The organism is Alphaproteobacteria bacterium endosymbiont of Tiliacea citrago, assembly GCF_964031065.1.
In the GTDB taxonomy this organism is placed as follows: Bacteria; Pseudomonadota; Alphaproteobacteria; order CAJXXZ01; family DAHXLG01.
Map to the genome: position 1 here is coordinate 444,583 of NZ_OZ034995.1, position 26,306 is coordinate 470,888.

General features: G+C 27.5%; 29 protein-coding genes. 18 read left to right on the plus strand and 11 right to left on the minus strand.

What is annotated here, in order from left to right; translation table 11 throughout:
* The first annotated feature begins 58 nt into the window (after positions 1 to 58).
* Positions 59 to 376: an RsfS/YbeB/iojap family protein gene (locus AAHM83_RS02460; RefSeq protein ID WP_342261908.1), complete on the plus strand. Its 318-nt coding sequence runs from the start codon at positions 59 to 61 to the stop codon at positions 374 to 376.
* The gene (gene lysS, locus AAHM83_RS02465) at positions 366 to 1,859 is read left to right on the plus strand and encodes a lysine--tRNA ligase (protein WP_342261909.1); all 1,494 of its coding nucleotides are present in this window, start codon (positions 366 to 368) and stop codon (positions 1,857 to 1,859) included. The genes AAHM83_RS02460 and lysS overlap by 11 nt, the downstream gene beginning before the upstream one ends.
* 288 nt (positions 1,860 to 2,147) lie before the next feature.
* Here the strand turns inward: lysS and AAHM83_RS02470 are convergent, their stop codons facing one another.
* Together AAHM83_RS02470 and rpmE are read right to left on the minus strand one after the other, a co-directional pair.
* Complete coding sequence (locus AAHM83_RS02470; protein ID WP_342261910.1) at positions 2,148 to 2,549, minus strand: ClpXP protease specificity-enhancing factor SspB; 402 nt, start codon at positions 2,547 to 2,549, stop codon at positions 2,148 to 2,150.
* Between the two features lie 2 nt (positions 2,550 to 2,551).
* Positions 2,552 to 2,764, minus strand: coding sequence for a 50S ribosomal protein L31 (rpmE, locus tag AAHM83_RS02475; RefSeq protein ID WP_342261911.1), 213 nt, complete (start codon positions 2,762 to 2,764; stop codon positions 2,552 to 2,554).
* Between the two features lie 263 nt (positions 2,765 to 3,027).
* Between rpmE and AAHM83_RS02480 the strand changes: the two genes are divergently transcribed.
* On the plus strand, positions 3,028 to 4,062 hold the full coding sequence (locus AAHM83_RS02480) for a hypothetical protein (protein WP_342261912.1): 1,035 nt from the start codon (positions 3,028 to 3,030) through the stop codon (positions 4,060 to 4,062).
* 61 nt (positions 4,063 to 4,123) lie between these two features.
* Here the strand turns inward: AAHM83_RS02480 and radC are convergent, their stop codons facing one another.
* Positions 4,124 to 4,987 (minus strand): RadC family protein, encoded by an 864-nt coding sequence (radC, locus tag AAHM83_RS02485; RefSeq protein WP_342261913.1) that lies wholly within the window; start codon positions 4,985 to 4,987, stop codon positions 4,124 to 4,126.
* 213 nt (positions 4,988 to 5,200) lie between these two features.
* Between radC and AAHM83_RS02490 the strand changes: the two genes are divergently transcribed.
* The 9 genes from AAHM83_RS02490 (at position 5,201) to AAHM83_RS02530 (ending at position 13,221) form a co-directional block, all read left to right on the plus strand.
* The gene (locus AAHM83_RS02490) at positions 5,201 to 5,488 is read left to right on the plus strand and encodes a hypothetical protein (RefSeq protein WP_342261914.1); all 288 of its coding nucleotides are present in this window, start codon (positions 5,201 to 5,203) and stop codon (positions 5,486 to 5,488) included.
* 683 nt (positions 5,489 to 6,171) lie between these two features.
* On the plus strand, positions 6,172 to 7,437 hold the full coding sequence (gene glyA, locus AAHM83_RS02495) for a serine hydroxymethyltransferase (RefSeq protein ID WP_342261915.1): 1,266 nt from the start codon (positions 6,172 to 6,174) through the stop codon (positions 7,435 to 7,437).
* Positions 7,438 to 7,482: 45 nt separating this feature from the next.
* Positions 7,483 to 7,824: a hypothetical protein gene (locus tag AAHM83_RS02500; protein WP_342261916.1), complete on the plus strand. Its 342-nt coding sequence runs from the start codon at positions 7,483 to 7,485 to the stop codon at positions 7,822 to 7,824.
* Positions 7,824 to 8,369, plus strand: a complete 546-nt coding sequence (locus AAHM83_RS02505) for a hypothetical protein (protein WP_342261917.1) — start codon at positions 7,824 to 7,826, stop codon at positions 8,367 to 8,369. Before AAHM83_RS02500 ends, AAHM83_RS02505 begins: the two co-directional genes overlap by 1 nt.
* Before the next feature lie 62 nt (positions 8,370 to 8,431).
* A complete protein-coding gene (lepB, locus tag AAHM83_RS02510; protein ID WP_342261918.1) occupies positions 8,432 to 9,223 on the plus strand; it encodes a signal peptidase I in 792 nt (263 codons plus the stop codon).
* Positions 9,224 to 9,254: 31 nt separating this feature from the next.
* Positions 9,255 to 9,881, plus strand: coding sequence for a ribonuclease III family protein (locus AAHM83_RS02515; RefSeq protein WP_342261919.1), 627 nt, complete (start codon positions 9,255 to 9,257; stop codon positions 9,879 to 9,881).
* Positions 9,868 to 10,752 carry a hypothetical protein gene (locus AAHM83_RS02520; protein WP_342261920.1) on the plus strand — a complete coding sequence of 295 codons (885 nt, stop codon included), beginning with the start codon at positions 9,868 to 9,870 and terminating at the stop codon, positions 10,750 to 10,752. The genes AAHM83_RS02515 and AAHM83_RS02520 overlap by 14 nt, the downstream gene beginning before the upstream one ends.
* Positions 10,753 to 10,834: 82 nt before the next feature.
* Entirely contained in the window at positions 10,835 to 11,398 is a 564-nt protein-coding gene (locus AAHM83_RS02525) for a YqgE/AlgH family protein (RefSeq protein WP_342261921.1), read from the plus strand.
* Entirely contained in the window at positions 11,398 to 13,221 is a 1,824-nt protein-coding gene (locus AAHM83_RS02530) for a UvrD-helicase domain-containing protein (protein WP_342261922.1), read from the plus strand. Before AAHM83_RS02525 ends, AAHM83_RS02530 begins: the two co-directional genes overlap by 1 nt.
* Positions 13,222 to 13,453: 232 nt before the next feature.
* On the opposite strand, the gene AAHM83_RS02535 is transcribed toward AAHM83_RS02530, so the two are convergent.
* Positions 13,454 to 14,515: an FtsW/RodA/SpoVE family cell cycle protein gene (locus tag AAHM83_RS02535; RefSeq protein WP_342262234.1), complete on the minus strand. Its 1,062-nt coding sequence runs from the start codon at positions 14,513 to 14,515 to the stop codon at positions 13,454 to 13,456.
* Between the two features lie 110 nt (positions 14,516 to 14,625).
* Here AAHM83_RS02535 and tgt point away from each other — a divergent pair, with 110 nt between their 5' ends.
* The 4 genes from tgt to AAHM83_RS02555 are packed head-to-tail and all read left to right on the plus strand — an operon-like array spanning position 14,626 to position 16,978.
* Positions 14,626 to 15,783 carry a tRNA guanosine(34) transglycosylase Tgt gene (gene tgt, locus AAHM83_RS02540; protein ID WP_342261923.1) on the plus strand — a complete coding sequence of 386 codons (1,158 nt, stop codon included), beginning with the start codon at positions 14,626 to 14,628 and terminating at the stop codon, positions 15,781 to 15,783.
* A gap of 10 nt (positions 15,784 to 15,793) precedes the next feature.
* Positions 15,794 to 16,075: an HU family DNA-binding protein gene (locus tag AAHM83_RS02545; protein ID WP_342261924.1), complete on the plus strand. Its 282-nt coding sequence runs from the start codon at positions 15,794 to 15,796 to the stop codon at positions 16,073 to 16,075.
* Between the two features lie 15 nt (positions 16,076 to 16,090).
* Complete coding sequence (locus AAHM83_RS02550) at positions 16,091 to 16,558, plus strand: M23 family metallopeptidase (protein ID WP_342261925.1); 468 nt, start codon at positions 16,091 to 16,093, stop codon at positions 16,556 to 16,558.
* Positions 16,559 to 16,615: 57 nt separating this feature from the next.
* Positions 16,616 to 16,978, plus strand: coding sequence for a hypothetical protein (locus AAHM83_RS02555; RefSeq protein WP_342261926.1), 363 nt, complete (start codon positions 16,616 to 16,618; stop codon positions 16,976 to 16,978).
* A gap of 185 nt (positions 16,979 to 17,163) precedes the next feature.
* Here AAHM83_RS02555 and AAHM83_RS02560 read toward each other — a convergent pair whose 3' ends face one another.
* Positions 17,164 to 17,544 (minus strand): PAAR-like protein, encoded by a 381-nt coding sequence (locus tag AAHM83_RS02560; protein WP_342261927.1) that lies wholly within the window; start codon positions 17,542 to 17,544, stop codon positions 17,164 to 17,166.
* A gap of 104 nt (positions 17,545 to 17,648) precedes the next feature.
* On the opposite strand from AAHM83_RS02560, the gene AAHM83_RS02565 reads away from it, so the two are divergent.
* Entirely contained in the window at positions 17,649 to 18,437 is a 789-nt protein-coding gene (locus tag AAHM83_RS02565) for a hypothetical protein (RefSeq protein WP_342261928.1), read from the plus strand.
* On the opposite strand, the gene AAHM83_RS02570 is transcribed toward AAHM83_RS02565, so the two are convergent.
* The 4 genes from AAHM83_RS02570 to AAHM83_RS02585 all read right to left on the minus strand — a co-directional run bounded on the left by AAHM83_RS02570 (position 18,407) and on the right by AAHM83_RS02585 (position 24,105).
* A complete protein-coding gene (locus AAHM83_RS02570) occupies positions 18,407 to 19,219 on the minus strand; it encodes a hypothetical protein (protein WP_342261929.1) in 813 nt (270 codons plus the stop codon). The genes AAHM83_RS02565 and AAHM83_RS02570 overlap by 31 nt on opposite strands.
* Positions 19,220 to 19,284: 65 nt before the next feature.
* Positions 19,285 to 20,493: a serine--tRNA ligase gene (gene serS, locus AAHM83_RS02575; RefSeq protein WP_342261930.1), complete on the minus strand. Its 1,209-nt coding sequence runs from the start codon at positions 20,491 to 20,493 to the stop codon at positions 19,285 to 19,287.
* Between the two features lie 61 nt (positions 20,494 to 20,554).
* Positions 20,555 to 22,411 (minus strand): ATP-dependent metallopeptidase FtsH/Yme1/Tma family protein, encoded by a 1,857-nt coding sequence (locus AAHM83_RS02580; RefSeq protein ID WP_342261931.1) that lies wholly within the window; start codon positions 22,409 to 22,411, stop codon positions 20,555 to 20,557.
* A 125-nt stretch (positions 22,412 to 22,536) separates the two neighbouring features.
* On the minus strand, positions 22,537 to 24,105 hold the full coding sequence (locus tag AAHM83_RS02585; RefSeq protein ID WP_342261932.1) for an ABC-F family ATP-binding cassette domain-containing protein: 1,569 nt from the start codon (positions 24,103 to 24,105) through the stop codon (positions 22,537 to 22,539).
* 140 nt (positions 24,106 to 24,245) lie between these two features.
* Between AAHM83_RS02585 and AAHM83_RS02590 the strand changes: the two genes are divergently transcribed.
* Positions 24,246 to 25,256 (plus strand): hypothetical protein, encoded by a 1,011-nt coding sequence (locus tag AAHM83_RS02590; RefSeq protein ID WP_342261933.1) that lies wholly within the window; start codon positions 24,246 to 24,248, stop codon positions 25,254 to 25,256.
* Here the strand turns inward: AAHM83_RS02590 and AAHM83_RS02595 are convergent.
* Positions 25,246 to 25,746 (minus strand): hypothetical protein, encoded by a 501-nt coding sequence (locus tag AAHM83_RS02595; RefSeq protein WP_342261934.1) that lies wholly within the window; start codon positions 25,744 to 25,746, stop codon positions 25,246 to 25,248. The genes AAHM83_RS02590 and AAHM83_RS02595 overlap by 11 nt on opposite strands.
* A gap of 186 nt (positions 25,747 to 25,932) precedes the next feature.
* On the minus strand, positions 25,933 to 26,292 hold the full coding sequence (locus AAHM83_RS02600; RefSeq protein WP_342261935.1) for a hypothetical protein: 360 nt from the start codon (positions 26,290 to 26,292) through the stop codon (positions 25,933 to 25,935).
* Positions 26,293 to 26,306: the final 14 nt, after the last annotated feature.

The window sequence follows — 26,306 nt, forward strand, 5'->3', positions numbered from 1 at the left end:
CAAAAAAAACAAACAAATAGCTTTTTATAAAATTTAGTGATAAATTTAAGATGAATCTATGAATCACGAAAAAGAAGACAAGTTAAATATAAAAAATTTTTTAGAAGAAGAAAAAGTTTCTGATATAAGAGCATATAACAACGGTGAGTGGATAAATATAGTGGTAGGTACAGTAAGATCACAACGACATATTTCAGGAATTTTAAAAAAAATTAAAGTATTAAAAATTATAAAAAAAGAAGATGTGTTTGGCATACCAGAAAATGAATGGGTAATTTGTTCAGTAGAAGGAATAGATATTCATTTATTCACAAAAGAAAAGCGTGATTATTATGGAATCGATAATTTGTGGGAGCAATGGCAATATGAGCAATAAAGATATTGATGGCATCATCGAAGAAGAAATTTTTGATGAGGTAAAAGATTCTGAATATAAAAAAAACAGATTGTCTAAATTAGAAGAATGGAAAACGTTGCAAGAAAAGTATCCAGATAGTTTTAATAAAAAACAATCGTTAGAAGAAGCTTTAAAGCTAGAAGAAGGAGCCTCAGAAATTTCAATAGCAGGAAGAATCATGTTGATGAGATCAATAGGAAAAATTTGCTTTATAAAACTACAAGATTTTTCAGGTTTCATGCAAATAGTATTACACGCAGAAGATTTATCAAATTATGACTTTTATTTAAAGAATTTAGATTTAGGTGATATAGTAGGAGTGGAAGGAACAATATTTTTCACTCGCTCAGGAGAAAAAAGCATAAGAGTAACTAATATTTGTTTATTAACAAAATGTCTGCATTCTTTACCAGAAAAATGGCATGGTTTATCAGATGATGAAACAAAAATAAGACAAAGATACTTAGATTTAATAATGAACGAAAAATCAAAAGAGAAGTTCAAATTTAGATATAGGTTTATAAGTAAATTGAAAGAATTTTTAAATGCAAATGATTATATAGAAGTAGAAACACCAATTTTACAAAAACAAGCATCAGGAGCATTAGCAACACCATTTCAAACACATCATAAAGCATTAAATATTCCACTATATTTAAGAATAGCGCCAGAAACTTATTTAAAAAGATTAATGGCAGGTGGATATGAAAGAGTATATGAAATTGGCAAGTGCTTTAGAAACGAAGGAATAGACACAACCCATCTACAAGAATTTACAATGCTAGAATTTTATACAGCTTACTGGAACTATGAAGATTTGATGAAATTCATACTAAATTTGTTTTCATTTTTAATGAAGGAATTATCAATTTTAGACACAATAACATACGAAGGCACAAAAATAAATATCGGTCAACCATGGACAAGAATGACTTATTCAGAATTGTTTAAAAAATATACTAATTTAGATTTAGAAGAATTGTTAAAAGATGAATCAAAGCTATATGAAGAATTAGGAAAATTAGAAGGAATAGATGTAAATCAATATAAAAGTAGTGCAAGCTTAATAGATGGTGTATACAAAAAATATTGTCGTCCAAAACTAATAGATCCAGTAATAATAACACATCAACCAGCAGTCTTAGGGCCACTAGCAAAGCAAAATATAGATAACCCATTGTTTTCAGATAGATTTCAAGTTGTAATAAATGGACTAGAAGTGGTAAACGCATATTCAGAGTTAGTAGATCCAGAATTACAAAGAAGCATATTAGAAAAGCAAAAAGAGCTAAAAAGTAACGGAGAAGAAGAGGCAATGGAATCGGAAGAAGACTTTTTGTTAGCAATGGAATACGCAATGCCACCAATGGCAGGTGTGGGAATAGGAATAGATAGAGTGATAGGTTTACTAACAGACTCATCAAACTTAAGAGAAATTGTTTTCTTTCCGAATGTAAAATAAAATCAACTTCGCTTTAAAGGTAGTATGTCTTGATAGGTATTGTTTTATAAAAAAAATTTGCTACCTTGAAATATTTAGGCGGAATCTGAATCTTTTTCTTTGAATTATTTTTAAGCTTTTGATTTGTTTTTATTTTAAAGATGTTTTTATACTTAAAAAAGAACTCAAAACTTACTTAAATAATTTTTATCATTAGGGAATTAAGCGTGTTTTCATCAATAAAAAGTTGAGTTCAACGTGTTTTTTATTTATATCTAATGTTTTAAATTTATAACAGGGTAAAAAAATTTATTTTTTCTTTTCAAAATCTATGTTTATTATGTTTTCATCCGTTATGAAAAAATCCTCATTTTCTGATTTTAAAAAATTGAGTTCAAAGTTGTTTTCTGTATCTTCAATTTTTGTAACAAAAACATATGGAATTTTCAATAATTCTTCTTCATCATCAAAAAACAAAACTATTTCAAAAAAAGTATCGCAAATTCTTAAATCCTCAAAGGTACCTTCTGATAAATAAACCTTCATTTCATTTGGCCATTTTATTCGTTCAGAGATAACAACATGTGGACTATTGGTTAAAAAAGTTATTGCCAAACCATACCCTTCTTTGATGCCGGATTGGCTAATTTCTTTTAAGATATTTTTTAGTATATCAATAAACCCTTTTTTCAAATGTTTATTGTAATCCATTTTTATAGCTCTTCTATTCCTTTATATTTTTTTGCAAACTCAGCGGCTTTTCCAACTGATCCAGAATTTTTAGAGGATTTTGTCCAAGCTGGATGATTGCTTGGGTCCATAGACAAATGAAAGTTATCAGGCAAACAAGTTATTAATTGTACAATCTCTTTGTTTACTTTATAAATATTTGTGATCTGAAAGTTTGGATGTATACCTTTTTTCATTATTTTTCTCCATTTACTAAACATTTTAATATAAACAATTGTAAAAAAAAAGATTTAAGAATAAAAGATAATTTTTTTTTAAATTTAGAATGAAGATAAAAAGTTAAAAACAGTACTCAATCTAATTGATAAAAAAATTAAAGGTTAAAAAAACTAATTTTAAAGATAGCGATAATTTTAAAAAAGCTGTTTTTAATCTGGAGTTTAGGTGTGTATATTGAGGAATAGTTGACCAAATGTTATAATTACATTAATATATTTACATGCATATTAAGAAAATATTAACATCTTTTTTGTTCTTAAGCGCCACCTTAAATTTAAAATCAACAGAAGAAGATTTAGAAGTTTCATCTCATTCATCTCAACAAGCAGGAGAGATCAACTCTTTGACAACAACAAATCAAGGTCTTTTTAGAAGGGCTTATAGTCGGTTAACGGGTGCTAGTTCAAGCACAATGGAAGCAGTAAAAGAGGTTGGTTCAAAAACAATGGCAAAAGTAAATACGTTATCTGCGGCAACTATAAATTATATTAAATACAAATCTCCAATTGAAAAAATCGAAGAAAATATAAAAAAATTAAAAATTCAAATTATTGAACACTTAAATAATATAAAAGAAACTCAGGGCTTACCTGGGGATGCTCAAGCTTATGATTTCGATTTTATACTTCAGGATCAAATTATAATTCTTGAAGGCTTATTAGAAAAATTTAACGAATTTAATTTTGAAGAACAAAAAGAACTTAAAGAAGAAAATCAAAAGTTACAAAACAAGCTTATATCTTTAAAAAACGAAAACAAAGCCTTACAAACAACTGTTGGAGAGTTAACAGAAGAAAAAAACGATTTAATAGGTAAATTACAACATATTGTAGAACAGTTAAAACTATCAAAAATACAACTATATGGAGAGGAGCAAATAAGAAAAGATTTGCAGATAGATTTGGAGTCAATGAAATCATCATATGAAGCTCAAATTCAGCGATTAAGAAGAGATTCACAAACAGAGTTGGACTCAGTTGAATCACGAGACAAAGCTCAAATTCAGCCATTAGAGAATCAGCCCAAGACACAAAAAAGCAATAAGGAAAAAGCGCATAAAGATCAATTAAATGATACAGCTTCTAGCCATAAAAAAGGACTAGGTGATTTTACTAATGCTTCCTTAGAGCCAAAAACATATTCTAAAAAAGATGCAAGGGCTGATAAAAAACCCTTAATAGCCACAATTTGCGGTGTAGCTATTGTAGCTGGCGTATTATATTGCATTTATGTATATAGCAAGCAAGAAATATAAATAATCTATTTTTTTGGGTTTGTATATTGCTAACTAATTCAATTTTAATTTTACGACATATTCAAAAAATTTTATGCGCTTTCATTGAATAAAAGGCATTTTTAGCAATAATTAAATGATCATAAACCAATATATTCATTAGATTCGAAGCATTTTTAATTTCTTTCGTAATTTGAATATCAGCATCAGAAGGGGTAGGGTCTCCACTAGGATGATTATGCACCAAAATCATGCCTCCAGCACCAATTTGCAAAGCTAATAAAACCAATTCTCTCGGAAAAATCGCGGCCTTATCTATTGTGCCATTTTGCAAAATCAAATCTTTTATCAACTTATTTTTTTTATTCAAGAATAAAACTCTAAATTGTTCATGTTTTAAATGCCCCATACGAGATTGGCAATAAACAGCAACTTTATCAGGAGATTTCATCGAAATTTCCTCAATTATTTCAACTTTTTCAAACCTACAATAAATCTCCTTCAAAACTTTAAAAAAACACAAAGTATTTTCTCCAACTCCTTTTATGTTCAAAAACTGATCAACAGGAGCAAGCATAATATTTTTTAAATTTTTAAATTTTTCAAGTAAATTTTTAGCAAGCGGTTTAACATCGTTTCTAGGAATAGAATACATCAACAAACATTCTAAAATTTCATAATCAGGCATTTGTTCAATTTCATTGGCAATTATTTTTTCTTTAAGCCTTTGCCTATGTCCTTCGTAGTGTTTTTTTTCAAATTTTGAGTCATTTTTAAGCGTTTTTGATCGTTTTTTAAGCATTTTTTGATCATTTTTGAGTGTTTTTTGCTTGTTTTCAATAGTGTTTTCATCAAAAAAAACAACATCTTCATTATCAGACACTTTAAATTCTAACTCATTCAGTTCTTCAACTTTTTTACTTTTAAAGAAATTAAAAAGATCCATTTAAATAATATGATCTATTATTATAAGATATTTTTCAACTTAACAATCAAATTTAAGTTTTGTTTTTTTTATTTTATCAGTATCCTTTTTATAAGGTGGTTTAAAATCATCAAAAGAATAAATATTTTATTAACATGGGTTTGTTTTTTTTATTCTCCTAAACACAAAGACCTTTCTAGTGGGGTTGTTGAGCGAGTAAGAAAAAGAAAAATAATGAGAAAGAAAAAGACGGCTCCTTCTCGAGCAATAGATTTCTCTGATTCGGTTTTTGAGATGGTAAGAAAAACACAAAGAGTTTGTAATCAGGCTATATACAATGCTTATGATTTTAAAGGTATAGAAGAGGCTGAAAATCTTTTAAAAGAAGGTGTTAATGCTCCTAATTTAGAATTATCTTTGTTAAAAGATAAAAAGAATGTTGCTTATTTAACTGCTTTTTTATGTTTATCTATGGATCCTATAAATAAGCAAAGATACGAATCGTTCAAAAATCAACTTTGAACTTCTTTGGGACGCTGTTTTTTTAGGGAAAGAAAAAGATTACTTGAAACCATACTGTGAAGAAATTTTTTAACTTCAGTTGTGCAATTTGAGAAAGATATAAAGAATTTTTTGTGGACGGACGTTTTTATGCTGAAAATGATAAATATTTAATGGATATTGTTAAAAAATTAAAGCCAAAAATTTGGAGTGATCGTGCTTTTAAAAATACTTTTGATAAGAATGTAAATCCATTGTCTTTGGTCGAAATTAAAAATGAATCGAACAGTCGCTGGCTTTTGTTTGCTCTTTGTATGTTTTTTCTGAAAAAAAACTAGACGATCAGCTGTTTTATAAAAAAAGTATAAAAAAATTTAAAAAATCAAAAGGGTATCAAATTTTTTTAAAAATTCTTAATAATGATTTTCCCAAAGAATTCGAATGGAAAGGGTTTGATTATATTTTACAACAGATGAAAAGCCGATTAACTATTATATTTGAGCGTGATTATAAACATGGACATTGATAAATATAAAAATCGTTGTGTTTACTCTCATTGAAATCCAATATTTTGTTTTTATAATAAGAAATTTTATAAATTATTATATTGTGTTAAAATTATTTAGGCTGAAATTTATATTTCATATTCCATATTACAAAATTTATATTTCTTGATAAAATCAAAAGAGCAAAAGGGGTTTGTTATGAAAAAAAGAAAAATAGTTGGTGAATTGGAATTATCTCCTGCTCAAAAAATTTTAGAAAAAGAAGTTGAAAAGCAAAAAAAAACAATTTCATTAATTGCCTCTGAAAATATAACATCAAAAAATGTTAGGGAAGCTCTCTCAAGTGTTTTTACTAATAAATATGCAGAAGGATATCCTAATGCTAGATATTATTCTGGATGTGAATTTGCAGATGAAATTGAAAGTTATTGTATTAAGCTGGCAAAAGATGTTTTTCAAGCAAAATGGGCTAATGTTCAGCCTCATTCTGGGGCACAAGCTAATCAAGCTGTATATTTAGCTTTGCTCAATAAAGAAGAGGGCAAAAAGGATACTATTTTAAGTTTATCTTTGGAAGCTGGTGGACATTTAACTCATGGAGCAAAAGTTAGTTTGGTTGGTCAAATATATAATTGTGTTCATTATTCATTAGATTCAGAAGGTTTAATAGATATGAAGCAAGTTGAAGCTTTGGCTAAGCAACATAAACCAAAATTAATAATAGCAGGAGCATCTGCTTATTCCAGAAACTGGGATTGGAAAAAATTTAGAGAAATAGCAGATTCAGTAGATGCATATTTAATGGTTGATATGGCTCATATTGCTGGTATTGTTGCTGCTGGTGAATGTGAAAACCCCGTAAAACATGCTCATGTTGTTACATCGACGACTCATAAAACTTTAAGGGGTCCAAGAGGAGGTGTGATTTTATCTCAATATGACTCTTCTTCTGAAAACACTAAATTTAAAGATATAGGATCAAAAATAGATAAAGCTTTATTCCCTGGAATTCAAGGGGGTCCTTTAGTTAATAACATTGGTGCTAAAGCGGTTGCTTTTGAAGAGATGCTTACAAACGATTATAAGCTTTATATTAAATCAGTGCTTAAAAATTCAAAAAAATTAGCTGATATTTTTATGAAAAAAGGTGCGAAAATTGTTTCTGGTGGAACCGATAATCATTTGTTTATTTTTGATTGTCGAGCATTTGGAATGTCTGCAATTGAATGTGAAAAATTACTTGAACAGGCCAATATATGGGTAAGTAAATCTGCTTTAATTGGTGATTCTTGGAAAAACCCCAATGGAATTCGTTTGGGGACGCCTTATATTTGCAATTTAATAGATGATATAACTGAGTTTGGTGAATGTTTGGTTGAAACGTTGTTTTCAAAAGACCCAATTCCTTTAAGGGCCTTGGTTAGTAGCATTACATCTAACTCAAGAATTTTAGAAGATTTTTAAAAAAAACTATTGTAAATTAATTTTATTTCTGATAAACAATTCAAAATGTATGTGCTTAAAGTTTTAACATTATTGAATTTTGTCTTAAAGTCTCCTGAGTTTGAAATTACAGAAACAACAGTTGGCTCTACTTTATTATCTATTTTAAGGCTAGAACCTCAGGCAACTAAATGTTTTTTTAAAACAATTAGGCCTCATTATTTTGAATTAAATGAGGTTTTAAAGTTTAAAACTCAAGAACAAAAAAAAGGTTTTTGGCTTTTTCCAACTTTGAATAAAAACCAAAATGATATCAAATATTTTTCAGGTTATGTTGTTTATTCTAATGGTTTTACAAGTAATGACAAATATTTTTATATTGAGTGTAAAACCATGTTTTTTTATTAATGCCATTTATTTTTGAGTTCGTAATAGCGCCTCATTTTGCCAATAAACATTATGATCCTATACCTGTAACTTTTGAAAAAATTTTATCTGTTTTCAATTCAAATATTAATAACGAAGCAACAAACAGTGAAAAAATTGAATTTATTTTAAAAAAATTACTTGAAATTTACATTTTAGCGACTAAAGAAGAAGGAAATATGATTGATATGATTTATTTGTTAAAATATCAAAATTTTGAACAACCTTTTGATATAATGCCTTTTTGTAATAAAAAAACATTGAAAAAAATAATTAGAGAAGATTATTTTTTTTCTGCAATTAAATGCTTAAACGATTTTTTTAATCCAAAAAATTTTGATAAATTTAATTATGAACACATTGGTTATGTACATCCTAGAAGACGGTCTTTAAAAACAAATCATCATCAATTTAATTTGACTAATGAACATGTTTGTTCTTCGGCTATTAAAATGCAAACTTTAAAGACAACCTCTGATGAAGATGACAACTCTTTTTCAACAAACTCTCAAGGATTATCCTATTAATATCCTAAAAATTTTTTACCAAAATGTTTGATTTTACGGAATTTATTTGATATCTTACACTTATGATTGATTTTTCTGCAGAAACTAAACAAACTATTCGCGATAATATTGTTTTTTGTTTTTTACTTTTTTTCAAGTTTTTTGTTTATGATATAAGCATGGTGCCATCTTGTTCAATGACTCCTACTTTTTTAACTGGTGATTTGGTCCTTGTTAATAAGCATTGTATTCGTTGGTCGATGTTATCTATTCCTTATGGTGGAGTGCTTAGATTTGGAAAAAAGGGGTATGTTTTTAAAATTCCTGATCACGGTACTCCTTGTGTTTTTACTTTGCCAGGAGATCCTTTTACTTACTATTTAAAAAGACTGGTTGGAAAAGAGGGAGATTGGGTTCAAATGAAGAACGGGGTTTTGCATATTAACGACGAGCCAGTTAAAATGAAATTTGTAAAAAATTATGATTTGTTAACAGATGATAATAAAATTGAGAATGGGCAAATTTGGAACATTACATTAAAAAATGGAAAATCTTATAATGTTTATAGAAATAGGCCTCTTGGAGAAGGTCCACATGATAACACTCCAAAATATCAAGTTCCAAAAGGTTTTGTTTGGGTGCAAGGGGACTATCATGCAAACTCTTTAGATTGTTTTTCTGGGCTGGTTAAGGGAACAAGGGCTTTGCCTGTTGATCATTTAATTGCTACTCCGGTTTATGTTATTATTAACTCTAAAAGCCGAGAGAACGTTAATGGGTTAATTTTATGGATAGCTATGTTGCCATATTTGATACCAAAATACATTTATAAAATTAACTGGTCTAGAAAGTTTTTTGTGGCTGATAAAGTCTAAGTAAATTTATATTAGCGGGGATAAAATTAATATGATAGAAAATTTTATCGGTTATACCTTTAAAAAAAAGAACTTGTTAAAACAAGCTTTAACCCATCCTAGCTTTTCTCAAAGTGAATTTCAAATGTTTGAATTTTTAGGTGATAGAATTTTAGGCTTTGTTATATCGGATATATTATTTAAAACTTCAAAAGATATTAAATCTATTGCAAATGAATTTTCAAATTTAGTGAACACTCTTGCTTTAGTTAAGGTTGCAAATGTATGGAAAATTTCAATGTTTTTAAAGCATGATATAGAAAAATTATCAAACAAAGTTTTAGCAGATACTGTTGAATCTATTATTGCGGCAATTTATTTAGATTCAAACTTTGAAACTATATATAATATCATAAAAAATTTATATAAAAACATATTAAAGCCTTTACAAGAGAAAAAAGAGCCAAAAATGTTATTACAGGAAATATCTCAAGCCCATTTATTGGGTCTTCCTGAATATAAAGTTTTAAGAGAAGAAGGAATGGATCATAAAAAAATTTATACTATTGAAGTTCGAGTTGAAAAGTTTGGTTCAGCAATAGGAGTTGGGATTTCAAAGCAGGAAGCTTCCAAAATAGCAGCTCAAAATTTGATACAGAAAATAAATGAAAAAAATTAAAGCTTTTTCTCTTTTGGAGTGTGCATTAGCATTGATGTTAATTGGAATATGTTTAAATTCGTTTTTAATAATTAATAAAAAAAAACATCAAAGTAGCCGTAAAGAAATTACAAAATTACGCGCAAATTACATAAGAAAAGCAATAGAAGGTTATGTTGCAACACATGGATTTTTGCCATATGCGAGTGAAACTTTAGATGGAACATCCTCCTTAAATTGTACCGTTGGATATTTACCATATAAAACACTAGGATTAAGCAAAATATATGCTTATGATGGGAGTGGCAATGCTTTTAGGTTTATAGTAGACAAAAATCTCGTTTTGGAATATCAAAAAAGTTTAGGCTATCTTATTTTTCCGCCTTTTTTTCCATCTGAAAATTTTATCATGGGGATTCGAACTTGGAATAGATTAAATTCCTATTATTCATATGTTAACAATCGTTTAACCAAAAAAGATTTTATAAATTTTTCTAAAAAAATGTTATGGCAAAGAACATCTTTTTTATATGAATATGATGATATGAACGATAATTTTAGAATTTTAATTATAAAAAACAAGCGTGAATTGGGTCTTTCAAAAATTTTTATTTATCCAATATTTGATATGAGAAGAGGGGGGAATTTTAATTTTGAAGAAATAAAGAAAAACTATTTATTGTGTGATACAATCGCTTGGGTCTTGATTTCTGATAAAAAAATTGATATAAAAAAGATGAAATATGATAAAGTTATTATATGTTTAGATCAATTTGAAATTGTTTTTTGGCAATCCAGATTTAATATTTCCTATCAAATAAAAAATGTTTTAACCTCAAAAGCTACTTTTTTAGGCATAAATTCTTATTGTGGAAAATATTTAAAATATTGAATTTTAGGTGAGTTAAAATTAATAAAGATTTAAACACATGCTTGTATTTTATATTTATAAAATTGATTTTTTGGAGAAAAGAATGAATGAAAACTTAAAAAATGATATGCAATTTCTTCAAGGAAATTTTATTATTGCAACCCCTTTATTATTAGATCCATTTTTTGAAAAATCAATTATTTTTATGACGGAATCAAAGGTTGAAAGATCATACGGTTTTTTAGTTACACATTCTTTAAATAACGATGAACTTTTTGAAGAAATACACTCTCAAATTATTGGTAGTCCAATTGAAAATGCAGAGATTTTTTTAGGTGGTCCAGTTGATCCAAAACATTTTTTCGTTCTACACTCAAACGATGTTTCTTGTAAAAAAACATTGTGTGTTTCAGAAAACGTTTGTATAACGAATTTATCAGATGCTGTTGAGTTTTTTTATGCCACTCCTTCTTTTTATAGAATTTTTGCTGGATACTGTGATTGGAAAATGAATCAGTTAGAATCAGAGATAAAAGAAGGTGTTTGGTTAATAAAAAAATTTTCTAATAATTTGCTTTTTACAAATTCTAAAAAAAAATGGGAAAATCTAATAAAATCATTTGATATAGATTTAAAAAAATTTTCATTAAATAGTGGGGTAGCTTAATGCAAGTTCAGTGGATCGAGGCATCGGCTGGATGTGGAAAAACAACCTTTTTGTTGAATAATTATAGATTGTCTCCCAATAGCTCTTTGTTCATAACATTTAGCAAAGCAGCGGCTGAAGAAATTAAGTGTAGATTAAACGATAATTCTGTGAAAATAACAACTTTGCACGCTTTAGCTTATGAAATATTAAAACTATACAAACCAATTAATCAATTAACTGGAAAATATCTTTCAACTCAAGCTTTATCCATTTTATTGAAAGACAAAGTTGTTTTTCAGCTTTTTGAATGGTTAAATAGAAACTCAGATGGAGTTATATCAAAAATTGAAGTTCCAGACGTAACAATATCACCAAAAGCTCCTCAGTATTATAGCAAAAAAATAGCTGCAATTTTTGAAGATGCATTAATGGAAAAAAAGGATTTAGATGAAATTAAGTATATTTTTTTAACAAAACAAGACACCTTGAGAAAAAAAATATCAATTCCAGAAATTTCTTCAGAAGAATCTAATTTTAAAGGTTTTATTTGTGACTGTTTGGAAAGAATAGATTTGCATGAAAAATTAATTCATAAATACGCTGCACAAGTAAAAAATCAACTTTATGATGTTTTAATAAAAAAAGAAGAAGAGCTTAAATATTCTTTAGGTGTTGTTTATTACGATGATCTTATAAAGGAAGTGGCCTCATTAGTAAAAAAATCGGGAGAAGTTGTTTTTCAATTTTTAGGCAATATACAAAAAATATATATAGACGAAGCTCAAGATTTATCTAAGGATCAGTTAGAGTTGGTTTTTAGTATTATAAACGAATGGAAAGTAACTGATGGAGATTTATATGTAGCAGGAGACCCTAAACAGCTTATATATGAATTTCAAGGCGCTTCAATAGATGAGTTTAAAAAATTTAAAATAAAATTAATTTCAATTTCAAAAAGCTTTAATGAAATTAAACTAAACGTAACTCATAGATTAGCAAAAGGGCTCTGTGATTTTGTAAACAAAATTGGAAAAGATTTAGATATTGGCTATGAAGATCATATTACAAAAAAAGAAACAGATGGAGAGGTGAAAGTTGTTTTTTTAGATGAATATGATGACATAATAAAATACATAACAACAGATTCAATGGTGTTATTTAAACAAAAACATGCTGTAATTGAAGCTTTAGCTTTGAAGCTAATGAAAAGAGGTTTGTTACTAAACTCTCCATATATAGTATCTAATCCAATTATAAGAGAGTTTCAACATTTAGTAAGATGGTTGGCCTATAATAATCCGATTTCTTTGGGGGCAATATTTATTAATATTTTTGATAAAAAAGCTGATTTAGATCAATTAATGTTAGAACCTGAAATGGAATTTATCAACTCATTAAATTATGATGATTTAACAAAATTATTTGTTAATTGGATCGCTTATGAGCCTGTTGATAATTATTTACATTCAAAATTAAAATATTCTTATGATTTTTTTATAGATGTTTTAAGAAGATATGCTGAATATTATAGGTATACTCCATATGAAGCTATATTTGATTTAAATGATTTTTTTTCTAGTAATTCTAATTTATTTGAAGATGGAATCTTTTTTAACACAATTCATTCTTCAAAAGGAAAAGAGGCAAAAAGGGTAATACTTATAGATACTGATAAGCGCAGCAAGTTCAAATCAGATACAGATAGATTAATGTATGTTGCATTAACAAGAGCAAAAGAGGAGTTGTTGATTCCAATTTTAAGAGAGAATCGTTTAAATACATGGGCAGAAATTTTTATAAACAAATTAGAAAATCAAAATTACAAAAGTAATCAGGTTTAACAACTTTTTAAAAAGGCTTTTATTCTTCTTTTTCAAAACCTTATTGTTGTTTTTGGCATAATTTCTTCGTTTTTTACATTTTGTTCTTGAAAGTCGCTTGCTTGTATTGGGAGGTGTTGAAGTAATACACTGCTTCTGTTCCATGCTTATCTTTTGTGGTTATTGCTTATGCCATTATTAGGACTAAAACATTAAAAATTAACAATAATACGATATGATATATTTTTCTAAATCAACTGCGAACATTAGATTTTTTATTAGAAACAGCCAGTAAAAGACCAAATAAGATTCCTTGAGAAATCATACCAGATCCACCATAGCTAACTAATGGCAATGGAATTCCTTTGGCTGGAATAATAGATAAAGTTGAAGCAATATTTAACCAAGCTTGTCCAAGTATTAAAATTATAGCGCTAAATTGAACCATGGCAAAATAATCATTTTTTGTTGTTAATTTTCTGCACCTTAATCCTAATAAAACAAACAAAAGGATAACCAAGCAAGCTCCAAAAACACCAAATTCTTCGGCAATAACTGCGAAAATATAATCTGTATGGGCATCTGGTAAAAAGTCTTTCATTTCTCCTTTTCCGAATCCTTTACCAAAAAAACCGCCATTAATAATGGTTAAAAAAGCTTTGTGTTTTTGGTATCCAACACCAAACAAATCGTTAGATGGATATAAAAACAAGTTAATACGTTCATAAACATGAGAAAAACAAAAATAAGAAACAATCAGAATAAAAAACAAAGATAAAAAAGAAATAAAAATAAGTTTAAAATTAATTTTATTGTTTTTATTAATTAATTGAACGCAAGCTAAACAAGATAAAAGCAAAACGGTTCCTAAGTCTGGTTGTAAAATTATAAAAGACAAAGGAATAGCATAGGTTAAAAAATACAAATAAAAATTTTTCTGTAAAAAATAAGAGCTTTGTAAAATTATTCCAATTTTTATAAATTCAGAGGGCTGAAAATTAAAACTTAAAAAAGAAATCCATCTTTTTGCTCCTTTAGCAGAGTGTCCAAATAAAATCACGCAAAGCAAAAGAAGAACATTCATTATCCAAATAAAATGGCCTATTTTTTTTAAATGTTTTTCATGTTTTTGAATAATATTCATAAAAACCAAGCTCAAAAAACTAAATAAAAAATGCTTATAAACAAAGTGAACGTTTGTAAACTTATAGACTTTAGTAGCGTTATAACTTGACGAAATAATTATAATACAACCAATGATTAATAGACAGTACGCAACAAAAAAAATAACATTATCAGAATATTTTTTTTCAATTTTTTTTAATTTGACGTCTTTTTTAGAAAAAAAAAATTAGAACTCAATTCCTTAGACATATGTAAATTATTATGATTTAATTTTTTAAATAAAAAAAGTATCATTAGTAAATGAATCCAAAATTCACAATAATAAAAGAAACAGAGTTTGGAAGGCTTGGTGAAATTGAAACTGCTCATGGAACAATACAAACACCAGCTTTTATTTTTTGTGGTACAAAAGCGGCTGTAAAAGCCTGTTCTCCAGATATATTAAAAAGAACCAAAACACAAATTATTTTAAGTAATACATATCATTTGTTAGTTTATCCAGGGTCAGAAAAAATAGATGAATTAGGTGGCCTTCAAAAAATGACAGCATGGAATGGGCCAATGATGACAGATTCAGGTGGGTATCAAATTTTTAGCCTTGGATATGGCTCAGTTAGCCAAGAATTAAAGGGAATAAGAAACACCAAAAAAACACTTGTAAAAATAAAGGAAGAAGGTGCAAAGTTTAAGTCTTATAGAGATGGTAAAGAAATTTTTTTAAGTCCAGAAGGAGCCATGCAAGCACAAATTAATTTTGGAGCGGATTTAATATTTGCATTAGATGAGTGCACAGCGTTTCATATTCCAAAACACGAAACAGAATCATCAATGGAAAGAAGTCAAAGATGGGGTGTAAGATGTGCAAATTATTTTAATCAAAATAAAAAAGAGCATCAAGGCTTATATGGAATTATTCAAGGTGGGGTATATGAAGATCTAAGAACAAAAAGCATCAAATATACAAACGAATTAGATTGTTTTGGCATAGGTGTAGGAGGATCACTAGGAAAAGACATAAAAGATATGAAACAAGTGCTAGAAATGATAAAAGCAGGGTGCAGAAAAGATCGGCCAAAACATTTGCTAGGAATAGGAACAATAGACGCGATTTTAATGGCAATTCCATATGGAATAGATACATTTGATTGTGTTTATCCAACAAGATTAGCAAGGCATGGAGGTGCGCTAGTAAGAGCACATGAAAAAGCAAGATATTTAAATTTAAATAATTCAAAGTTTTTTAATGACTCTAATCCTATTGATAAATCATGTGCTTGTCATACTTGCAAAAATTTTTCGCGCAGTTATTTGCACATTTTATTAAAAAATGATGAACAATTAGCCTTAATGGCCTTGACCGAACATAATATTTGTTTTATGAATAACTTTATGGAAGAGATAAGGCTAGCTTTATTAGAGGAAACCTGGCAGAATTTTCTTTATAAATGGGTTATATAGGAGAAAAAAAATGAAAAGAAATGAGTTAATTGCGGCTCTTGCAGAAAAAACAAAGCAAACAAAGGTTTTGTGTGAACAAATGCTTGATGCATTAGGGGATATCATTCTAAAAACATTAATGGAAAAAGATAACGTTCCTTTAAGCACTATAGGACAATTTAAATATAAAAAATCAGCAGAAAGAACCTGTAAAATGATCAAAACAGGTGATCTGATTACAATTCCAGCAAAAGGAAATGCAAGTTTTTCTTTAAGTAAATATGCTAAAAGCTCTTTAGCAAAAATAGTTTAATAAGGGATAAAAACAGTGAAATATATTTTTTTATTCTTTTTTTTTCGGACAAAATCTTTTGCTTTTGAAAAAGTAATAAAGGGGGCGGAAATAAAACAAAATGAAAATATAGTTTTGTTTATAATGCCAATAGCATTCAACAATATAGCCGAAATAAAACTAAATAGTAGAATAAATTTTAATTTAAAACAAAAATCAAAAATAATTTCAATATACGATGGAACGGTCATTAAGTTAGATAAAAAGCTTGGCTATATAAAAATCCAATCAACATCAGAAAAAGAAATAATTTTGGTGAGATACTATAACATAAAAAATATTAATCTAAAAAAAGGCGATAAAATTAAAAAAGGCGAATGTTTAGGCTATGTTGAAGATTGGTTTGAAATACAAGTAACTATAAATGATATAATAGTTAATTTTTTTGAGTATATTTCGCAAGATGAAAGAAAGCAAAATAAAATAAAAATTTTATATTATTAAAGTAGAAAAAAATCAAAATTTCTTGTTGATAAAAGTTAAACCTGATATACTTAACGCATGAAGTATAAATTAATATTAATTGCAATGTTTTCATTAATAGCAACCGAGCCTAGTACAAGTTGTTCGGCGTTAGCTGAGATTTTAAGATCTAATCATAAGATTACCGAGGATTTTTCTATAGAAGAAAGAAAAGATTTATTAGCTGATGCAAGAAAACTTGATGAAAAAATAATGACTTTGGAAGAAAGTTGTTTTGCACAAGAAAAATCAAAAGATGAATGGTTTCAAAAAAGATACAAAGAGGAGTCTAAATCAAGAATCTTAGATAGATTCTTTTTGTTTGGAACAATTGGGCTGTTAACTTTTTATATAATATATAAAGGTCTATCTGATTGCAAAAAAGAGGTAGATACTATTTAAGGTTTCAAAAAATCAAAAAAAAGATCAAACCTCTAATTTTAATTATGATTTAGTTGGTTGGCTTTGTTATTTAATGATATTTCGTTTTAAAACTTCAAAACTTATTGCTTTAAAAAGTCCTTTAAACTTTAACGTTACTAATTACATTGGGTTTTATAGAAAAAATTATATTTTTTATAAAAGCTTTATACAAAAATTTTGTTGGGTAGTGGAACAATTGAAATCACACCGCCAGGATAACACATTTTTTTTGCATCAGAAGTTATGGATGGTAAGTTTCTACTTAGCACTCTAGGATTAGGTGGAACCCAAGGAGTTGGTAATGGAGAAATACAAGCAAATTGCCGCACAGCTCCAAAAGAAGAGGCAATAATAGCAGCCACAGCTGGGTTAAGTGGGTTATTACACATTCCATAAGGTTTTATGTTAATTATAGGCATACAATCAGTTATTCTAACAGAATCAAGATTTAAACCGGTACACATATTTGGTAAGACCGCAATTGGAGTTGGCGCAATACCCATTGTACACCTAGATATAAAATTTGCAGTTACAAAAAAAGCCATGGTTTAATGATATCATATTTATTAAAAACTTTAATATTATAATAAATTCTAATTCATAAACTGTTAAACTATTTTTTTTTTATAAAAACATATAATATTTTGATATGAATTTTAATGATTTTGAAGAAGAAGAAAACATTGAATTAGCTGAAGATTTTGGCGTTCCTAAAACTGAAGAAGAAAAAAAACTAGCTAAAGATAATTTTCAAGAGTATTTCAAAAACAAATCGGAAGAAGCTGTAAAGTTTATGGAAGAAGCGATGAATAAAAATAAAACTCCAGCTATTGAAGAAGGAGAAGTAATTGAAAAAGATGAAAATGGTAATATTTCAAGTATTTGTTATTACAAAAATTTTCTTTTAGATGGAGAAATTAAAAAATATTCAAATGGTGCTTTAGTAGAAAAAATATCTTATAAAGAAGGTTCTTTAGAAGGAGAATATTCTGAATATGAAAATGGTCAATTAAAAGAACGTAAGCTTTATAGTAAAGGCGAGTTGAATGGCTTTTATGAAATTTACGAAAAAGGGGTTTTAGTAACAAAAACTGAATATAAAAATAATGAGCCAAATGGGATAGTGTATTTTTTTAAAGATAATGGAGCATTGCAAGCTATGGCTTGGTATAAAAACGGTAAAAAAAATGGTGCTTTTTTTTATTATAATGAAGCTGGTGTAGTGGTTAAAAAAGACTTATATCTTGAAGATGTTTTACAAGGCAAAAGCTTCTCTTTTTATGATTCAAATATAATTGCAGAAGAGGGGCAATATGTTGATGGATTAAAAGATGGGCAGTGGAAAATATTTTTAGATACTGGAGAAATATATAAAATCGAACAATATGCAGCTGGCGTTTTAATTGGTCAAAAATCTTTTATTAAAGAAAAACTATAGTGTGAAAATATTTGCTTTATGATTACCAAGGCCATATGAATTTCAAGGTTTTCTTGGCTTAACAAAAGCATTGTTTTATCTTGCGTCTCTTCTTCTTCTTTAAAGTCTCCCTTAGAGTCTTGTTCTTCTTCTTCTTCCTCTTCTTTTTCTTCTTTTTCTTCTTTTTCTTCTTTTTCTTCTTCCTCCCATTCATATTCACAAGATTCTGAACTTTTTAAAGAGGTTGTATCAGATATAACGTCTTTAGCTTCTATTTTATTTTGAAAATACAAAAAACTTGTTAATATTTTCCAGTCAGAACGGCTTAAAATTTTAAAGGCAGAGTGAAATTTTTTGATGATCGAAACATCAGATGCTTTAAAAAGATTGTTTTTATCTATATCGATCTCTTTTTTATCTATGCTATCTTTTTTAGACCGACAAATATAACAAAGAATTTTAAATTCTAAATCTGAAAAAAATGGTAAGTAAAATATGTTTTTTGCAAAAAAATAGGAAATATTGGAAACTTCTTGTTGGTTTCGTTCTACGAATATGCTTTGACCACTAAAATCAGAATAATTTTCATTATTGTTTGTTTCGCAACAAGGGATTTGGATAATAAGACCAAATTTAGCGCTATTTTGTTTTTGTGGAGTTGATTGTTGAGTTGAAAGAATAGAGTCACTTTCATTATTGTTTATTTGGCTAGTCACTAGCTTTTTTTCTTTTATAGAAGAACTACAACATTGGCCAGATTTAACAAACATAATTCCAAATAATAAAAAAAACTTTTTTAGCATAATTTTATAGATATAGCTTTATATTTAATAATTTGTAAATTTTAATCATTAAGGCCTCCTAAAGTTTATAACAAAATTATATTTTTATTAAAATATTTATTTAAAACATCTGGCACTACAATTGAGTTGTTTTTTTCATCATAAAAATTTTCAATTATAGCAGCTAACAGTCTTTCTAACGGCAAACAAGAACCATTTAGCGTGTGAACGTGTGTGTTTTTTCCATTTTTATCTTTATATTTTATATTTCCACGAATTGCTTGAAACGATCCACATTGACTGCAACTTGCTATTTCTAAAAATCTATTACTACCAGGTAACCAAACTTCAATATCATATTGCTTAGCTGCAGTAAATCCAGTGTCTCCAGAACAAATTATAACGATTTGATAAGGTAATCCTAATTTGTTAAGTGCGGACTTTGCTGTTTCTAATTGTTTCTGATGATAATATTCAGCATCTTCTGGTTTACAGATTGAAACTAGTTCTACTTTATGAAATTGATGTAATCGAATTAATCCTTTGGTATCTCGACTAGCAGAACCAGCTTCACTTCTAAAGCACGGAGAAAAAGTTGTGCATAATTTTGGAAGCTCATCTTCAGATAAAATTTTATTGTAAAAAAGATTAACCAAGGGAATTTCTCCAGTTGAAATTAACCATTGTTCATTTGTTAATTGAAAAGCATCCTCTGCAAATTTTGGAAGCTGTCCTGTTGAATAAAGTATTTCAGAGTTCACAATATATGGTAAGTCATAAGGATCATATCCATTTTCTTGATTGTGATCTAATAAAAATGAAACCAAAGCTCTTTTTAAGTTTGATAAATCTTTTTTTAAAATTAAAAATCTAGAGCCAGATAAATTTGCAGATTCTTCTTTTAAGATTAAGTTATCAATTAAATCATAATGTGGAATAGATTTTTTTTGAGGAATTTCTGTTGAAAACACAACTTTATTTTCTGTCTCATCTTTTCCAAAAGGAACTTCATTTAATAAAATATTAGGCTGTTCATATAACCATTTAGTTATTGCTAAGTTTAACTTTTTTTCAGAATTAGTTAGTCTAATAAGCTCTTCTTTATTTTTTTTTGCTTCTTCGGAAAACTTTGTGTTTTTATTTTGAGAAGCTCTAAGAGATTGTATTTGTGTTGTAATTTTTTTATGTTGTGAATTTAAAGATTCAAATGTTTCATAATCTGGTTTTAAACATCTTTTTTTCATGTTTTCTTCATATAAATCTCTATAATTGAGCAAAAATTTTTTATCTAACATAAAAAAATTATATATGATTTTATGAATAAGTTGTATCTTTTATAAAAAGCTCAAAGTTAAATTATAAACGGTTTTCTTGAAAAAAATCTTCAATTTCATTTGCATAAAGAACCTCTTTTTCTAGTAAAAGAGTTGCTAATTTATTTAATATATCTTTTTTTTCATCTAAAATTTTATAAACCTCATTGTAAGAAGATTTTAAAATGTTATCAACTTCTGTATCAATTCTTGATAATGAAGTTGGTGCGACTTGTTCTTTTTCTAGGTTATATGTTAAAAAACTTTCTCCCATACCAAATTTATAAATCATGTTTTTTGCAATTTTATTTGCTTGTTCTAAATCATTGCTTGGGCCAGAGGTAACTTGATTTTTTCCGTTTAATAATTGTTCAGCAACATAACCTCCAAAACATATTTTAATGTTGTTTAGCATTTCATTTTTTGTTTCAGAAACCTTATCTTTTTCTTCTGTATTAGTTCTGTATACGTAGCCTAAAGCAAAACCTCTAGGTAAAATAGTAATAATATGAATAGATTTGTTTTCATCAAAAATTTTAGCAATAATTGCGTGACCAGATTCATGAAAGGCTGTTCTTTTTTTATCTTCTTCTGATATGTTTATGTTCTTTTTTTCTGATCCCATACTAACTTTTTCAACTGATTTTTTTAAATGACTTAATGTAATAAATGATTCGTTATTTTTACCAGCCAATAAAGCAGCTTCGTTCACAACATTTGCTAAATCAGCACCAGAAAAACCAGAAGTGATTTTTGCTATTGTAGAAATATTTTCAAGTTTTTGTGTGTTTGGAGTTATTTTATTTTGGGTAGTATCATCGTTTTCTAAATTGATAATGTTAGAGGCGTTATTATCAGAATTTGTTTCTTCCACAGATGTTTTTTTATAAGAGTCTACATCTAATAAAGAAGAATCTATTTTTACATTTTTTAAATGGACTCTTAAAATATCTTCTCTTTGTTTTAAGTAAGGAAGATCAACTTTAATTATGCGATCCCCAATTCTTCCTGGTCTTAGTAAAGCAGCATCTAAAGCTTCGGGTCTGTTTGTTGCAGCAAATAAAATAACACTCTTATTGGTTTCAAAACCATCTAATTGAGCTAAAAGTTCGTTAAGCGTTTGGTCTCCAACAGAACCAATTTTATTTCTTTTAACGCCGATGGTATCAATTTCATCTATAAATATGATGCTTGGTGAATTTTTTTTAGCTTCTTCAAACAAACTTCTCATTCTACTAGCACCAACTCCAACATAAACTTCCTCAAATTCAGATCCAGAAGCATAATAAAAAGAGCATTTAGCTTCGCAAGAAACAGCTTTTGCTAACAAAGTTTTTCCGGTTCCAGGAGCTCCACATAAAAGAATTCCTTTGGGAATTTTTGCCCCTATTTTTGTGAATTTTTGTGGATTTTTTAAAAACTCAACAACTTCTTTAAGTTCATCAATAGCTTCTTCGTTTCCTGCTATATCAGAAAAAAATGTTTTTTGGTCTAAGGATAATTTAAATTTATTTCTGCTTCTTATTCCAGGAAGGCCACCAAACATCATAGAAAAAAACAACAAAAGAACAATCAAAAAGCCAATTAAATTATGCTTACAAAACATAACCCAAAAAGGGGTGTTAAAATATTCAACCTGAACTTCTTCTGGAATGTTATTTGCAATTAATGCTTTTGAATTTGAATCTAATATAACTTTATATAATCTATTTTTTTTATCATAAACATAAACATGCTCATCAAAAAATTCAATTTTATTTATTGATCTATTTTTAATATCACCAGTTAAATCTGAAAACATTTTTTGTTCTACTGTTTTTTCATTATTGAAAATAATCGAAGATAATATTAGGGATCCAAAAACAATAGATATTAAAGCTGATTTTGAAATTTTTTTCATTTTTCAAGGGTCCTTTTACTTTAATTGTTTCAAATTTTTCAACTTCAGTAAAGTTTAAAAAGGAACTATAATTTTTTTATTTGTGTTTAATAATATATATTATGTTAAATTTAAAGTTTTCTATTCTAGTCAGTTGTCTTTTCAATTAAAGAAACATTGTTTTTTTCAAAAGTTAACAAATGAGAAGAAGCTAAATCAATAAAACTTCTATTGTGGCTAACAAAAATAACAGTTCCAGCGAAATTTGAAACAGCATTGGCTAAAATCTGACAGCTCATTATATCTAAATGGTTTGTAGGTTCATCTAAAATTAAAAGATTAAGATCTCTAACTAATAAACAAGCTAAACAAAGCCTGCTTTTTTCTCCTCCAGATAAAATTCTTATGGGCTTATGAATATCATCTCTTTTAAACAAAAAAGAGCCAAGTACTCTCATTAATTGTTGTTCAGCAAATTCTGGGTTAGCAATATGCATATTCTCAAAAACACTTTTATTAGGATCTAAACTTTGAGTTTGATCTTGAGCATAATAACCTATATTAACATTTGAACCAAACTTTAAAGAGCCAGACAATAAAGGAATTTCTTCTAAAATAGTTTTTATAAAGGTTGACTTACCAAGTCCATTACCTCCAATAATAGCTATTTTTTGTCCTCTATAAACAAATAATGAAAACTTTTGCAAAGGATGTTTATCATAACCAATTTCACCATCAAAATTTAAAACGCTTTTGCTGCTTTCTGTTTTGCAAGACATCTTTATATCAACTTCTGGTTGAATAATGTTAGGGCCTAAATTAGCAATATCTTCATTTAATTTTTGAATCATTTTCATTTTATTTTGAGCCTGCTTAGCTAAAGAAGCTTTTGCTTTAAATCTATCAACAAACTTAGTTAATTGTTTAACTTTTTTTTGAATACTATTAGTCATTTTCTCTTTGTTTGCATCATCACTTTCTTTTTGCTCGATGAAGTCTTCATAATTACCAACGTATTCTTTAATATACCCACCAGATAAGTGCAAAATTCTATCTGGTAAATTGTTTAATAATGTTTCATCATGGGAAACAAATAAAATAGTTCCTTTAAATTTTTTTAAATAATCCTCCAACCATTCAATACTCGGCAAATCTAAATGGTTAGTTGGTTCATCTAAAATTAGATAATCAGGAGATTTTATTAATAACCTAGCCAACTCTAATCTCATTCTCCACCCTCCGGATAATTCATCTGGATGCTGAGAAAGTTGATTTTCTTCAAAACCTAAAGATAACAACATGTTTTTTGCATTATTTTCATGGCTATATCCACCAAGTTTTTTAAAAGATTCTTCTAAATGTTCAAAATTTTCTAAAATTTCTTCAGAATAGTTAAAAGCTAAATCGTGTTCAGCTTGAGCTAAGTCCTTTTCCATTTGAAAAAGTTTGACATTTCCAGCACAGCATTCTTTTAATATTGTTTCTTCAGGATTAGAATTAGGCTCTTGAGGCAAGTACCCCAAGGTTTTATCTTTTGGTAAAATAATAGTTCCCTCTTCAAAAGATTCTTGACCGCAAATAAGCTTTAATAAAGTGGTTTTTCCTGCTCCATTTATTCCAACAAGAGCTAAAATTTCCTTTTCAGGAAAAGAATAAGAGAAGTTTTTTATAATATATCTGCTTCCGTATATTTTGTTAAGATTTTGAATAATCACTATTTTAGTCTAACAGAAGATTATCATTTTGCTAAGATATTGGTAATCAATTCTTAGTTGCCTTTTAGTAAAATTACACATAAGAAAGAAAGAAAATGTGGCTTTGTAAAAATAAAAATTGGTTTCTCGTTGTTTTTTTAATGAAATACAAGGCTAATTTGGCCCTGCCTAGTTATGATATTTGCAACAAGAGTTTAAAAAAAGAAGAATCATGTTTTATGGCAAAAACTTTAAGTAGTAAAAACGAAGATAGCAAAACTAATTTGATTCAGTCTTTTTATGATAGTAAAACCCCCCATATGAAAACTGATGATTTAGTCAATATATATTTTGATTTAAAAAATTTAGTAACAAATGAAGCAAGATATGTTTTATTAAAAGCTAAATATGCGAATGATCAAAAAGATAAGAAATACAAATATTACTCAAATAAATTAGATCAAACATCTGAAAAATTAAGAACTTTTGTAAATAAAAACAAATTAATATTGGATAATTTTGTGGATAATATTAAAAATTTTTCTTTACCTATAGATAAAATTTTTTTCAATCAAATGTATGTATATGCACAAAATACTAACTCAAAAAAGACAACTTCTAAAAATTTATATTTAAGCTCAAAGTTTGATTCTAAAAAATGTATAGATGAAACGATAAAAAAAATTGAAGAAATAAAAAATAAAAATTTAAAAAGAGTTGATCTGTTTTTTAAAAACAAAAACAAAGTTTTAGCGGATAAAGATAAAAAAATTTATAAAGATTTCCATATAAACATAGAAAAATTAGTTGTATATCAAAAACAAGTTGTATCAAAATTTGATGTTTATGAAGGTTGTATAGAAAAATTCAAAAATCATTATAAAAAAACGATGAATTATTATAATAAACACAAACAAAACATATTAAAAATGAAAGAAGGTGACTTTGCTTCAACATATTGCGATAATATTTTATTTTCAACTGATTCAATGGTCTTGTTAATTGATATACTAAACAACACAAAAAATTCTTTTTATTTAATTTTAAAAAAAATAAAGGTTTACAAGTTGATAGAGTTAGAATCTCGGTTTGATGTCGAGGTAAAAAATAACAATGATATAATAAAAGAACTATTAGAGCTATCGTGTAGACTTAAGAAACTTATAAATTAATACTTACGCTTTGGTTTTGGCTATAAAAATAATATCCAACACCAGCTACAACAACTAAAGCAACGACTCCACCTATAATCCAGTATTTTTTGTTTGATTTTTTAATCTTAATAGAATCTAAAGCAGTCTTTGTATTTGTTTTAAAATCACTTGCTTTAAATCCACAATGACTTGAGGTTAAATCAATAACTCCATTTTGATCATTAGCTTTTTTTCCAGAGAAAAAAACTGTATGCTTACTTTTATCCCAAACAAAAGAATCAGCCTTAGATGCAACGCCTTCTTCTATTGAAAGATTAGAATCTTTTGCCAACAAATTTGCTAATGCCATCCAAGTTACTTGATCAAATGTACCTTCTGAAGCTTTTTTAGCTCCCAAGTTATCATAAGCTTCTTGAGCTTTTTTTATAACATTTTCTTTTCCAAAATCTTCTGCATTCAAATTTATAAAAGCCAAAGATAACAAGCTAAGTTTTAAATTATTTTTCATATTCATGATAACATCCTAGTTTAATTTTTTTGTTTTTACAATATGTTTTTATTAATTTTTATTTAGGAGTAAGAATGTGTAGCAACGCAAATACCTAATTGGACTATACCAAGGAACTTTGTTTTCTTCATTATATTAGCTATAGCCCAAGGCTTTACTTTTGTTATAATAAGATCCGATTCTTTTTTATATTCTAATATTTCTAAAATTTCTAAATTGCGATGCCATAACGCTGTTCTTCCGCAGACTTAAAGTAATATCGTCATCAAAATAAGTGGCGCCAATAACTTTTGTTTGTTTTCGGCAATCATCGCAATAAAACCAAAGGTCTTCATTTGAATATTGATTTGAAGGAAAAATACTTCTTAAATTAAGACAATGTTGCACAAGGTCTTTTGCAGAAATAGAATTTAAATCTTCTGTTGATTTAATCATTCTTTCTAATCTTTCAATATCTTTTTTGTCCGCCATAGGTGTAATTTTTTCAGGCTCAGGCGCATTTGTTTTGTTTAATAAAAAAATAACAAAAATTTTCCATTTATTCATTATTTATGCATATC